This is a genomic window from Flavobacterium piscisymbiosum (genome assembly GCF_020905295.1).
Lineage (GTDB): Bacteria > Bacteroidota > Bacteroidia > Flavobacteriales > Flavobacteriaceae > Flavobacterium > Flavobacterium piscisymbiosum.
Window position 1 is genome coordinate 6,284,386 of record NZ_JAJJMM010000001.1, and the last position, 13,318, is coordinate 6,297,703.

The window sequence follows — 13,318 nt, forward strand, 5'->3', positions numbered from 1 at the left end:
CTCATGGAAAAGAAAAAAACAAATACTAAATTCATCATTATACTAACCGTGTTGGTTTTAGTGGGCGGAACTTACGGAATAACAAAATACATGCACTCCTTAGCCCACGAAGAAACTGATGATGCTCAGATCGAGAAAAAAATGAATCCAATTATTCCCAGAGTATCTGGATATATTAGCAAAGTGTATGTAAAAGATAATGATTTTGTAAAAAAAGGAGATACTTTATTTACTATTGATAAAAGAGATTACCAATTAAAAATCGATGAAGCAAATGCTGCACTGTTAGGTGCTGAAGGTCAATACGAAGCTGCAAAAGCAGATATTGGAAGTGCTAATGCAAATATTTCAGTTTCTGATGCTCAAATGAGATCTGCAACTGGTTCTATCGAAAGTGCTAAAATTAGATTGAGACAAATTACTAACGATTATAACCGTTACAATAATTTATACAAAACGCACACGATTACAAAACAACAATATGAGCAAGCGTTATCTGCAAAAGATGAAGCTGAAAATCAAGTTCGTGTTTTAGAGCAACAACAAAGAGCAAGTTCTTACCAAAAATCAGTAATTCAGTCAAAATCTAAAGTTTCTGATAAACAAACTGAAGTTGCTGCTGCAAATATCAAAAGAGCTAAAACGATGTTGGATGTTGCTCATTTGAACCTAACGTATACTGTTGTAACTGCAGCAATCGACGGTCAGGTTTCTAAAGTAGATATTCAGCCAGGACAATTGGTTCAGCCAGGACAATCTTTATTTTATATCATCAATAATAATGAAGCTTGGGTTGTAGCAAACTTTAAAGAAACACAATTGAATAAAATGGTTGTGGGACAAAAAGTAAGCTTAAAAGTAGATGCTTATCCTAACTACGAATTCAAAGGTACCTTAACTTCATTTTCTCCTGCAACAGGATCACGTTTTTCATTATTACCTCCTGATAACGCAACAGGTAACTTCGTAAAAACAATTCAGAGATTACCGGTAAAAATTAGTTTAGACGAATCAAACGATCCTGAAAAAGTAAAATTACTAAGACCGGGAATGAATGTTGACGTTGACGTACATTTAAAATAATATAATGACAGCAGTACAAGGAGACGACGATTTAGTAGAATACGGTTACAGACGTGTCATTATTACGATTACTGCAGTACTTTGTGCACTGTTGGAAATTGTAGATACCACGATTGTAAACGTAGCACTAACAGACATGCGAGGTAGCCTTGGTGCTACTTTGACTGATGTGGCTTGGGTAATTACAGCATATGCAATTGCGAATGTTATTGTAATACCGATGACGAGTTGGCTTTCGCAACAATTTGGGAGACGTAATTATTTTGTGGCCTCTATCATATTATTTACAGTCTGTTCCTTTTTATGCGGTAACGCCAGTAATATTTGGGAATTAGTAGCTTTTAGGTTTGTACAAGGTATGGGCGGTGGTGCCCTGCTTGTAACAGCCCAGACTATTATAACCGAAAGTTATCCTGTGGCAAAACGTGGTATGGCACAAGCAATTTACGGAATGGGTGTAATTGTTGGTCCAACCTTAGGTCCGCCATTGGGAGGATATTTAGTAGATAATTATTCTTGGCCTTATATATTTTATATCAATATTCCTTTAGGAATTATCGCTACTATTCTGGCTCTTACTTTCGTAAGAAGTCCGAAATACGGAGAGAAATTAAAAGCAAATCAGGTTGACTGGTGGGGAATTATATTATTAGCGGCTTTTATTGGATCATTACAATTCGTTCTGGAACATGGGCAACAAGACGACTGGTTTAACGATTCTACAATCGTAACCTTAAGTGTTGTTACAGTTCTTGGATTGATATTATTTATCTGGAGAGAGTTAACGTATAAATATCCTATTGTAAACCTTAGTGTTTTAAAAGATGGAAATTTAAGAATTGGAACCGTAATGTGTTTTATTCTTGGTTTCGGTTTATACGGATCGACTTTGATTATCCCAATTTATACGCAATCTGTTTTAGGATGGACAGCAACTGATGCCGGATTATTATTAATTCCGGGTTCGATTACTACAGCGATCATGATGCCATTTGTGGGTAATATGATTCAAAAAGGAGTTCCGCAAGGTTATATGGTTGGAGTTGGATTTTTAGTTTTCTTCTTCTTTACCTTTATGATGCAGACCCGTATGACGCCAGATACTGGTGTAGAGCATATGTATTGGCCTTTAATTTTAAGAGGAATTGGTTTGGGATTACTTTTTGTACCTATTACCACACTTTCGCTTTCTACCTTAAAAGGAAAACATATTGGTGAAGGAGCCGCGTTTACAGGAATGATGAGACAATTAGGTGGTTCATTTGGTATTGCGATCATTACCACTTTTATCACACGTTTCAGTCAGGAACACAGGGTTAATTTATTAACGAATTTAGATCCTGCAGATTATCAGGTTCAACAACGTATACTAGGAATGCAAAGAGCATTTGAAGCGAAAGGCTATAGCGCCGATGTTGCTCTTAAAAAAGCCTATCAGGCTATAGAATATTCAGTAATGAAACAAAGTACAGTGATGTCATACATAGATATTTTCATGTATTTAGGAATCATGTTCTTATGTTGTATACCAATTATTCTTTTCATTAAAAAAGGAAAAAACAAGATTAATCCTGCTGATGCAATGCATTAATAATAATTGATTTATAATACGAAAAAGCCGGACTATTTATTTAGCCCGGCTTTTTTTATTTGTGATTTGAAAATATTTTATTGACTATTTATTTATACAGGGATTGAAATCCCTGCCTACAAAATGTACCGAGTCTACGACTCTCTGGCAAAAAACTTAGAATCTCAACATCTTAGAACCTTAGAATCTCTAAAAAAACTATCTCGTAAACACCAAATGATTCCCTTCAGAAAGATTGGCATCAAAACCATATCCATCATAATCGAAACCTTTAAGATCATCGATAGTTTCTGCATTGGTATCGATAATATAACGTACCATCATACCTCTCGCCTTTTTTGCAAAGAAACTGATGATTTTTAATTTTCCGTCTTTGTAATCTTTAAAATCCGGAGTAATTACAGGCACTTTTAAAGCCTTAACATCAACTGCCGAGAAATATTCGTTACTCGCCAAATTCACAAACAATTCTCCTTTTTCTAATTCTTTGTTTAAAGCTTTTGTAACGGTTGGTTTCCAGAATTCGTGTAGATTTTTATATTCACCAATTGGTAATTTTGTTCCCATTTCTAAACGGTATGCCTGCATTAAATCTAATGGTTTTAAAACGCCGTAAAGACCGGATAAAATTCTAAGCTTGTTTTGTAAAACGTCTAGCTTTTCTAGCGGAATTGTATAAGCATCTAAACCCGTATAAACATCTCCATCAAAAGTATAGATTGCCGGACGTGCATTTTCCGGAGTAAAAGGTGCTTTCCAATCCTGATTTCTTTTCCAGTTTAAATCTGATAATTTATCTGAGATTGACATTAATTGGGACAATTCAGCTGGTTTTTTTTCTTTTAAAACTTTATGAACCACACGTGCTTCTTTTAAAAAAGCGGGTTCTGTATATTGAGGAGTTGGTAATTCTTTTTCGAAATTTAATGACTTCGCTGGCGATATAACAATTTTCATGTGTGCGTTTTTATATGATTCAAAAATACAAATTGAAATTTTAAAAATAAGATATCAGAATTGATTTGTTTGATAGTGGTATAAATGTTTTTTTGCCACGAATTACAAGAATTTCCACTAATTTCTTTTTTCTAAATTCAATCTTATTCGTGAAAATTCGTTTAATTCTTGGCAACCATTTTAATTTTAATAAAATTCTGCATCTGAAACTGTGAATTTCTATAAAAAAGTGACCTTTACATTATAATAGGCATTTTCTATGTTGTAAATTTGCGGACGTTTCATTCTCTTCAAGAAAAGAAATGTAATTTTTAAAATTAGTGAATTCGTGGCTATACAAACAAACTATAAAACAGCTTTACAAAATAAAATCTTCGAAATAATTTCGAAAGCATCTCAGGAACTTAATGTCGACAGTTATGTAATTGGCGGCTTTGTTCGGGATTTGCTTTTAAATCGGGGTTCAAAAAAAGACATCGATGTGGTTGCTGTTGGCAGTGGTATCGAATTGGCTTTGAAAGTTTCTGAATTACTTCCTAAAAAACCAAAAGTACAGGTTTTTAAAACTTACGGAACCGCAATGTTGCGTTTTGAAGATACTGATATTGAATTTGTTGGTGCCCGAAAAGAATCCTATAATTTTGACAGTAGAAATCCTATTGTCGAAAACGGAACGCTTGAAGACGATCAAAACCGTCGTGATTTTACCATAAATGCATTGGCTTTATCGCTAAACGAAAAAACTTTTGGAGATCTTTCTGATCCTTTTAATGGTTTGGCTGATTTAGAGAATAAAACGATAAAAACGCCTTTAAACCCTGATATCACATATTCTGACGATCCGTTGAGAATGTTGCGTGCGATTCGTTTTGCAACGCAATTGAATTTCGAAATCGAAGAAAACTCATTGAATGCGATTACCAAAAATGCAGATCGTATTAAAATTATTTCCGGCGAAAGAATCGTAGACGAATTAAACAAAATTTTATCTACACCAAAACCTTCAACAGGATTTTTACTTTTATATAAAACCGGACTTTTAGATATTATTCTTCCTGAATTAACAGCTTTAAATCAGGTCGAAGAAATTGAAGGTCATACACATAAAAACAACTTTTATCATACACTTGAAGTAGTCGATAATATTTGCCCTAATACAGATGATGTCTGGTTGCGTTGGTCGGCTTTGTTGCACGATATTGGTAAAGCGCCAACAAAACGTTTTAATAAAAAACTAGGCTGGACTTTTCACGGACATGAGTTTTTAGGCGGTAAAATGGCGAAAAAAATATTCGAACGTTTGCATATGCCCTTAAACCATAAAATGAAATTTGTGCAAAAAATGGTTATTATGAGTTCGCGCCCGATTGTTTTGGCGCAGGATATTGTAACCGACAGTGCAGTTCGTCGTTTGGTTTTTGATGCTGGTGAAGATGTAGAGGATTTAATGACATTGTGCGAGGCTGATATTACAACCAAAAATCCGTCGAAGTTTAAGAAATATCATAAAAACTTTGAAATCGTTCGCAAGAAAATTGTAGAGGTTGAAGAACGCGATCATGTACGTAATTTTCAACCGCCAATTTCAGGAGAAGAAATTATGGAAATATTCGATTTGAAACCTTCGCGCGAAATTGGAGTTTTGAAAGAAGCGGTGAAAGAAGCTATTTTAGAAGGTGATATCCCTAATGAATATCAGGCAGCTTATGATTTTATTATTAGAAGAGCTGCAAAATTAAATTTAACGCCTAAGAAATAATGGATGCTTTAGGTGCTGTCTTTCTTGTTTTACTTTTATTGGTATTCATAATATCAAATATTATGTTTTCAAAAAAACTAAAAGACACAGACAGTAACCATTTTAAACTTAAAATTATATTTTTCTTTAGCTGCGTAATTGCAATTGCAATAGTTTTTATTGCATTCTTTATTTTTGAATCTTCTATTCTTATAGATGTTTTAAAATTAGAAATCAATGATACGTATGCCGAGAGAATTGGGAAACTTTCGATCATACTTCCATTAAATATTATTACAAATTATTTTCTGGCAAAATTTTACTTAAAGAAAAAACGAATAAACGAAATCGAATTAATTGGAAAAGAATGAAAAAAGAGAATAAATCAGTAATCATTTGGTTACTATCAGGATGTGTTTTATTGTTTTTAATGGTTGTTGTTGGCGGAATCACGCGATTAACAAATTCAGGTTTATCAATGACCGACTGGCATTTGGTAACCGACACTTTCCCGCCTTTGACAGATGCAAAATGGAATGAAGCTTTCGAGCAATACAAGAAATTTCCTGAGTATCAAAAAATCAATATTCACAACGATTTTCAATTATCCGATTATAAATTTATTTACTTCTGGGAATGGTTTCACCGTTTTATTGGTCGAATCATTGGGCTAGTTTTCTTTGTTCCTTTTGTTTATTTTTTAATGAAAAAGAAACTGGATCGTCCTACTATCAAAAAATGTATCATTCTTTTGGCAATGGGAGGTTTTCAGGGCTTCCTTGGATGGTTTATGGTTCGCAGCGGATTAATCGACAATCCGGATGTAAGTCATTTTAGACTTTCTTTACACCTTACTTTTGCTTTTATCACTTTCGCGTATACTTTATGGGTAGCATTAGATTTAATTTATCCAGAAAGAACGATTACTAAAGTAATTCCGCTTCGCAATATTGCACGATTTGCTTTGGTTGCGCTATTAATTCAAATTATTTACGGTGGCTTTGTAGCCGGATTAAATGCGGGATTAATTCACAATCACTGGCCATTAATGAGCGATGGAGAATTTATACATGATTCTGTTTTTATTGAACAATCTACTTTGGTCAAAAACTTAATCGAAGGTAAAAGCGGTGTTCAGTTTGTACACAGAACTTTTGCTTATGTTGTGGTGGCTTTCATCTTGTTTTTATATTACAAAAGCACCAAATTTTCGCTTTCACGAACACAAGTAAACGGAATTAAAACTTTAGTTGTTTTTGTATTTATTCAATTTGCATTGGGTGTATTTACACTATTATACAGTGTTCCATTGGCTCTAGGATTAATTCACCAAATTATGGCATTCTTCCTTTTGAGTGCGATGACTTTTACGTTGCATCGATTGAGTAAATAAAAACCATTCATTAAACCTAACCACAACCATGAAACATCTTTCAGTTCTTTTTCTAGTATTTTTAATATTAAGTTGCAGCAACAAAAAAGAATCTGAAAAAATTAAAACTCCTGAAACCAAAACTGAAGCCACCAATTCAGCAAACAAAAATCAGGAGGAAAAATTAACATTCGAAAAATATTCTAAAGACGGAATTGTATTGAACGGACAATTGCAAATATTTGATGAAAAACTCAATAAAACAGAAGAACTTGAGATAAAAGAAATTTCGAAAATTAAGATTTTAGAAAAAAGTACTTCTATTTACAATATCGATAAAAGCAAAGATTATTGTCTAAAATCAAACTTCATAAAAATTGAATATAAAGGCAAAAATTATATTGTTTTTGGAAGAGATGTTTATGAAATAAATCATAACGAAAATTTTGACTTTAAGAACAGTAACAATGAAAGTTTTTCTGTTTTTCCGGTTACAAACTTCGAAATGGGCGCATCTGATGATGAAGGATTAACCACTTGTGATGATTTTAGCTTATTGATAGTTTTAAACCAAAAAGACAATACATATTCGACCATTAAAAATCCGGAAGCCGAAGACTATTATCCTAGTCAAAAACTTGCAGCTCTTGCGCATGATGATGGTTCGTTAGAAAACATTTATAATATAAAAGTTGTAAATGATTCTTTAATTTTAGGAATTAAAATTAGCTATCAGGAAGGTTATGGCTCGTACTTTTTAAGAACAAGTTTTAAGGATAATTTTAATAAATCTAAGATCACAGACAGAAAACGATTTGAAGAAGAAAGTGTTTATAAACAACTGAAGTAAATTTATTTTAAAATGAAAAATACCTTTATCATTCTCCTTTTTTTCTTTCTTTTTACTAAAGCTACTTTCGCACAAGTATATGATGCCGGTAAAAGTAAAGAATGGTCTAATGTAGATAATTCCGAATATAAATCTGAAGGTATTAGCACTCTTAAAAACCTTGACTTTTCGAAAATATGGCAAGATCCCAATTATAATGTTTTAGGTATCATTGGAGAAAATTATCAAAAACTGGGTGTAAAATATATTTCTATTATCAAGGATCCTGAAAATCCAAATACTTATCTGGTTTATGGCAAATCGATCGTAAAGAATAACATTTGTGAATTTCAGGGGAAAATCGAAATTATTCAAAATTATATTCCAAAAGAAATAAATCCGAGATATAAAACCTCCGGATTTATCATTGCTAATTGCATTTTTTACGAAAACTCTCTGCAAAACAATTCCGGATATTTCAAAGGTGTTTTACGAACTTATTATGGAGTTAACAAAGACAATTCGATGGAATATCCAGATGACGGCGACGAACCTGATTCTAATTACAACAATGGTTTTGTAGGTACCTGGACCGATTACAAGACTAAAAAAAGCAAGTTATCACATTGGGGATCAGATTTTATTCCTATGAGCACTGATCTCAACGTAGCACAAGCTATTGGAGATTTTATTGTAAACAAAAAATACCAAAACAACGGCTGGAATACTGACTTTCGTAAAGATTGGTGGAAATAAAATAACTTCCTAGCCCAACCAAGCTTTAAAATCCTGCACTTTTTCGCGGCTTACAATCACTTCATCTTCTTTATAAGATGGTAAAATTACTTTGAGACGTGAATTGGTATACACCTGAATTTCCTTTATTGCTGTAAGCGGAACAATAAATTTTCTGCTTACGCGAAAGAAATCCTTCATGTCTAATTCCTGCTCCAAAACTTCTAAAGTAGAATCGATTAGATAGTTTCTATTTTCGAAAGTATGAATATAAGTTCCTTTGTTTTCGCTAAAAAAACATTCGATTTCATCGGTCGTAATAACTTTTAAATGCTGCCCTATTTTTACGGTGAAACGTTTTTTGTAACTCTTCTCGAAAGGATTAGACAACATCTGACGTATTTGCTCAAAATCAAGCTGCAGATTTTGATTTCCTGCATCTGTTTTCGGAATTCGGTTTTTAAATTTTGTGACAGCAATTTCTAAGTCATCCTCATCAATAGGTTTTAAAAGATAATCGATACTGTTTAATTTGAATGCCTTCAAAGCATATTCATCATAAGCTGTAGTGAAAATAATAGCGCTTTGAATGTTTATCTTTTCGAAGATTTCAAACGACAAACCATCTGATAACTGAATATCGAGAAAAATTAAATCGGGGTGCTCATTATTGCTAAACCAATGAAGAGATTCTTCAACAGAGTGCAGCATGGTTTCTACGGCAATATCTAACTTTTCGAGCTTACGCTGCAATAATCTTGCTGCCGGTTTTTCGTCTTCTATAATTAATGTGGTCATTTAGTACAATGCAAAAATTGAAATTTTAGTTTAAAATTACTCCCATTTATTTTTATTCTGAGCTTCTCCCTCCATATATTTTTGAATTTTCTTTTGTTCCCAGTCTCTACCGAAAAAAATATCCGGTCCAAAAACTGTAAAAGCGTGAATCAATAAAGCTATTCCCCAAAATATTGCTGTAGAATACATCTCCCAATTATTAAAACCTCTTATTTCAAAATGATTTCCATTTTTAAAGTCAAATCCAGTAAAATTTCTATTTAAACTGGTAAAAATGATAATAGCATTTACTATAATATAAACCTTCAAATGCGAATAAAACCCTTTAATTTTCTTCACTTTTTTATATGCAATATTATAACTTTCATCTGTACTAAATTCATGTCTGTATTCCTCATACATGCGTTGTCTAAATCGTCCCATTTTATTTAAAATTAAATTATTGCCATTTAGCTTTATTCTCTTTTTCTTTTTCCATCAATTCTTTGATCTTTCTTTCTTCCCATCCTTTTCCAAGAACCGGGAATATTTTAAAAACTTTCATTCCATGAAAAACAACTCCAACTCCCCACCACATTAGAGGCCAATAAAACCATAAATGATTGGGTGATGTGTATAAATTGATAAAAACAAGGACAACGTTTACAGCAATAAATGCGGTTAAATTTCCGTAAAAGCCTTTAATTTCCTCAACTCTCTTTTTTGCCAGATAATATCTGTCTTCTTCATTTAAATTTACTTCCATGATTACTCCCATTTTTGTTTTTTTATTCTTTTTTCTAAGATGCTTTTTACTTTACGTTCTTCCCATTCTTCACCAAAAATTTTAAAAGAAGCGAATATGTCAATTGCAGAAACTAAGAAGAAAACCGTCCAGACTGCCATTACAAAAAGATTAATATGTTTTAAAGGGAAAAAATTAAACGGAACTCCGAAATATTCCTTCAAAATAAAAAAAATCACTCCTATAACGTAGACAAACATGTGCGAATAAAAAGCTTTCAATTTAACCACTTTTTTGGTTGCCATTTTTTCAAGTTCGAATGCTTCCGTGTCTTTATTATTTTTTGCTCTCATGACTATTTCCAGATTTGACGTTTATTTTCTTTTTCTAAAATCTCTCTGATTTTTCGTTCTTCCCATTCTTTATTATAAAACGGTGAGAATTCAAAAGCTTTTAATCCGTGTAAAACTATTGCTATTCCCCAACCCATCAGGGACCATATAAACCACAAATAACCTGGTGAAGTCATAAGATTTACCACAATTACAATTGGGTTGCAGAGAAGATAAACCGTCAAATGCTGATAAAACTTTTTAATTTCTGCTACTTTTTTTTGAGCTTCATAATAACGATCAGCTTCGGCGTAATTTGTTTCCATAATTATTTCCAGGTTTGTTTGTTATTTTCTTTCTCTAAGATCTGTCTGATTTTTCGTTCTTCCCAATCTGAGCTATAACCAAAAACTTTAAAAGCATGCATTACCACTCCAAATCCCCAGCCTAAAGCTGAAAACCAAAACCACTGAAATCCAGGAGAAAATCTTAAATTTATAAAAATCAAAAATGGAATTACACATACATATGAAATAACATTCCCGTAAAAACCTTTCAATTCTTCTACTCTTTTTTTAGCTCTGAAATAAGCCTTATTTTCATCATTATATTCTGCACTTGTTTCCATGACTGTAATTTGTTTGGTCAAAATTGGAATTTTAACTGTGAAATTTTTCTCATTTTGTTCAATCAATACCTTTCTGTTCGTTACAATCCCGTATCGATTTACAATATTTTGCAAACCTACTCCCTGCCTGTCCTGCAAAACTTCTTTCTTTTGAAAATCGTTTTGAATCGCTAAATAATCTCCATCAATAAAAATTCTGATATGCAATGGTTTCTGCTCACTCACCACATTGTGTTTTACTGTATTTTCCAGCAAAAGCTGCAGTGATAACGGAACCACTTTTGCATCCGGATTTATGTTAGTTGTAGGCAATTCGTAAAACAAACTATTTTCGAAACGCATCTTCAGCAAATTCATATAGGTTTTTGCGAATGACAATTCATCCTCGACCGAAACCAGTTCTTTGTCTTTTTGCTCTAAAACGTAGCGGTAAATTTTAGATAATGAAGTAGTAAAACGTTGCGCATTATCCGGATTTTCTTCGATTAAAGAACTTAAAACATTCAAACTATTAAAAAGAAAATGCGGATCGATTTGATTTTTTAAACTTTCGAATTTAGCATTTGCCGTTCCTGCGATAATTTTTTGCTGCGTTATCTCGAATTTTGATGCCTGTTTCCATTTTACCATAAAGCTTCTCGCCTGCATGAAAATAGAAACTCCAAGAGATAAAACGATATAAAAAAAGTGGTTCCAAATCATTCTGTCGCTAAAAAACTTCTCTACAGGAAGATTTTGAACTAATACATAAATGATATAATTAATTCCTAAAACGGCTGGAACAGTATATAAAACCGTAACCAAAATTCCGTAATACACTCTTAAATTAGTCTGTTCCAGCCAATCCCATTTTCTATCCAGGAGAACACTTAAAAAACCATTTCCAAAACCCAAACCAAAAGAATAAAGAGAGCTTAAAAGAAATGTTAGCAATACGTTTTGAATGGTGAGATCAGCGCCTAAAAAAGCAGAGAATATTACTGTAAAGACCATAGAAATCTTGAAACAAATGATTGTTCCACTTTTTAAATCAGCAAATGAACTTCTATAGTCTTTCATTATAATATCAACTTAAATTTATTTTATTTTTTGCAATTTTTTTGAACTTCTAAAGCTCTTTCTAATCCCCATTTTGGCGAAAAGGAAGTTTCTGGTTTAAAAGTAGCAAAAAGTTCAACAGCTTTATCAACTTGTGCACAAAGTGGTTTTGTATCAACTCCTGTCCATTTTGCGCCACCTAACTGATAATCAGCTTCACCAAAAACAATTCTGGGATTATTGGGATCTATCGCTTTTCCTTTTGCGTAAGCTTCCATCACTTTAGCCGAATATTTCATTCCGTTTGTCATTGGGTCTGCCACTACCCAGCCGGTATAAATCAAAGCTTGCAGGGCATATAACTCGGCATTGTTTTGATCTTTTATCAATTCAACATCCAATGCATCTTGCGCTTTTGTCAATAACAAATCGATTTTTGTTTTATCTTTTTCAGAAAACGCAGCTATAGTATTGATTAAACCTATATAATAATTAGGCAGATAACTTGTTTTTTCTGCCGCAGCAATTCTTTCAAACAATGCCGAAGCTTCTGTGTTTTTTCCTTCTTTCCAAAGCCCTAATGCTTTTCCCATTCCTTGTTCAAACTGGGTTTGTGCAGAACTTATTGCTACAACGAATAATGCGACTAAAGTGATGATTTTTTTCATTTTACAAGTAATTAAAATGGTTGTTTTAAATTGTTTTGTTAGTTACTATTTTATAAGGTAATTTCAATTTTTGAATCTTTAGCAATGACAAATTTAGCATCTTTATAAGCCGGTGGTCCCATAAATCCTTTTGCATTGTTTGAAGCTGCATAATCTTCAGAAGGAATTCCCATCATGTTTTTATCTAGTTTTCCGTTATTGTTTTCATCGTGATAAGTTGAAATTGCATATTCTCCTGCAGGAAGATTCTCGAATGTTACCACTGCTTTGTTGTCTTTAACTTTAGAAGCTACACTTTTATATGTTGTTTTAAGAAATGTTCCATCTGAGTTGTACAAACCTACTTTAACAGTTCCTTCATTATTCTTTAAACCCGAAACAGAAACAGTTAGGGTTACATTTTGAGCAGACATTAAACTGCAGATAAATAAGGTGATTATTGTAATAATTTTGATCATGGCTTTTCTTTTTAAGGTTCTAAGGTTCTGAGTTGCTAAGATTCTAAGTTTTTTTCTTAGTTTCTTAAAATCTTAGCAACTTAGCCGCTTTTAATTTATTGATGATTAAAACTCTAATTGTTATTGTTTTTTTTAAGATTCTGAGTTACTGAGTAATTAAGTCTCTAAGTTTTTTTCTTAGTATCTTAGAAGCTTAGCAACTTAGTCCCTACTAATTTTATACTTCAAAAATACTTTGGTTTTTGCTCTCTTAAAATTAAATAATACTGAGTTGTTGATTTTGGTTACTGAATTGTTTTTTTTAAGTTTCTGAGATTCTAAGATGCTAAGGTTCTAAGTTTTTTTCTTAGCATCTTAGAACCTTAGT

16 protein-coding genes are annotated in these 13,318 nt (G+C 32.6%); 7 read left to right on the plus strand and 9 right to left on the minus strand.

Annotated features, from left to right (window positions below):
* Window positions 1-3: 3 nt before the first annotated feature.
* Window positions 4-1,083: an HlyD family secretion protein gene (locus LNP81_RS26385; protein WP_194618393.1), complete on the plus strand. Its 1,080-nt coding sequence runs from the start codon at window positions 4-6 to the stop codon at window positions 1,081-1,083.
* Window positions 1,084-1,087: 4 nt separating this feature from the next.
* A complete protein-coding gene (locus LNP81_RS26390; protein ID WP_230040558.1) occupies window positions 1,088-2,674 on the plus strand; it encodes an MDR family MFS transporter in 1,587 nt (528 codons plus the stop codon).
* Between the two features lie 198 nt (window positions 2,675-2,872).
* Here the strand turns inward: LNP81_RS26390 and yaaA are convergent, their stop codons facing one another.
* Window positions 2,873-3,631 (minus strand): peroxide stress protein YaaA, encoded by a 759-nt coding sequence (gene yaaA / locus LNP81_RS26395; RefSeq protein ID WP_230040560.1) that lies wholly within the window; start codon window positions 3,629-3,631, stop codon window positions 2,873-2,875.
* 328 nt (window positions 3,632-3,959) lie between these two features.
* Here yaaA and LNP81_RS26400 point away from each other — a divergent pair, with 328 nt between their 5' ends.
* From LNP81_RS26400 to LNP81_RS26420, 5 genes are all read left to right on the plus strand, one after another.
* Entirely contained in the window at window positions 3,960-5,390 is a 1,431-nt protein-coding gene (locus LNP81_RS26400) for a CCA tRNA nucleotidyltransferase (protein ID WP_230040562.1), read from the plus strand.
* Window positions 5,391-5,452: 62 nt separating this feature from the next.
* Entirely contained in the window at window positions 5,453-5,740 is a 288-nt protein-coding gene (locus tag LNP81_RS26405) for a hypothetical protein (protein ID WP_230040564.1), read from the plus strand.
* Complete coding sequence (locus LNP81_RS26410; protein ID WP_230040566.1) at window positions 5,737-6,762, plus strand: COX15/CtaA family protein; 1,026 nt, start codon at window positions 5,737-5,739, stop codon at window positions 6,760-6,762. The genes LNP81_RS26405 and LNP81_RS26410 overlap by 4 nt, the downstream gene beginning before the upstream one ends.
* 28 nt (window positions 6,763-6,790) lie before the next feature.
* Entirely contained in the window at window positions 6,791-7,591 is an 801-nt protein-coding gene (locus tag LNP81_RS26415) for a hypothetical protein (protein WP_230040568.1), read from the plus strand.
* A gap of 12 nt (window positions 7,592-7,603) precedes the next feature.
* Window positions 7,604-8,326: a hypothetical protein gene (locus tag LNP81_RS26420; protein WP_230040570.1), complete on the plus strand. Its 723-nt coding sequence runs from the start codon at window positions 7,604-7,606 to the stop codon at window positions 8,324-8,326.
* A 9-nt stretch (window positions 8,327-8,335) separates the two neighbouring features.
* On the opposite strand, the gene LNP81_RS26425 is transcribed toward LNP81_RS26420, so the two are convergent.
* From LNP81_RS26425 to LNP81_RS26460, 8 genes are read right to left on the minus strand one after another with little or no spacing between them, the layout of a single operon-like run.
* A complete protein-coding gene (locus LNP81_RS26425; protein ID WP_230040571.1) occupies window positions 8,336-9,103 on the minus strand; it encodes a LytR/AlgR family response regulator transcription factor in 768 nt (255 codons plus the stop codon).
* Window positions 9,104-9,139: 36 nt separating this feature from the next.
* Entirely contained in the window at window positions 9,140-9,526 is a 387-nt protein-coding gene (locus LNP81_RS26430) for a 2TM domain-containing protein (RefSeq protein ID WP_230040573.1), read from the minus strand.
* Between the two features lie 16 nt (window positions 9,527-9,542).
* Window positions 9,543-9,848 carry a 2TM domain-containing protein gene (locus LNP81_RS26435; RefSeq protein ID WP_230040575.1) on the minus strand — a complete coding sequence of 102 codons (306 nt, stop codon included), beginning with the start codon at window positions 9,846-9,848 and terminating at the stop codon, window positions 9,543-9,545.
* Between the two features lie 2 nt (window positions 9,849-9,850).
* Entirely contained in the window at window positions 9,851-10,180 is a 330-nt protein-coding gene (locus tag LNP81_RS26440; protein ID WP_230040577.1) for a 2TM domain-containing protein, read from the minus strand.
* A gap of 2 nt (window positions 10,181-10,182) precedes the next feature.
* Window positions 10,183-10,485 carry a 2TM domain-containing protein gene (locus tag LNP81_RS26445; protein ID WP_230040579.1) on the minus strand — a complete coding sequence of 101 codons (303 nt, stop codon included), beginning with the start codon at window positions 10,483-10,485 and terminating at the stop codon, window positions 10,183-10,185.
* A 2-nt stretch (window positions 10,486-10,487) separates the two neighbouring features.
* The gene (locus LNP81_RS26450; RefSeq protein ID WP_230040581.1) at window positions 10,488-11,846 is read right to left on the minus strand and encodes a histidine kinase; all 1,359 of its coding nucleotides are present in this window, start codon (window positions 11,844-11,846) and stop codon (window positions 10,488-10,490) included.
* A gap of 23 nt (window positions 11,847-11,869) precedes the next feature.
* Complete coding sequence (locus LNP81_RS26455; RefSeq protein ID WP_230040583.1) at window positions 11,870-12,493, minus strand: hypothetical protein; 624 nt, start codon at window positions 12,491-12,493, stop codon at window positions 11,870-11,872.
* Window positions 12,494-12,543: 50 nt separating this feature from the next.
* Entirely contained in the window at window positions 12,544-12,951 is a 408-nt protein-coding gene (locus LNP81_RS26460; protein WP_230040586.1) for a DUF2141 domain-containing protein, read from the minus strand.
* Window positions 12,952-13,318: the final 367 nt, after the last annotated feature.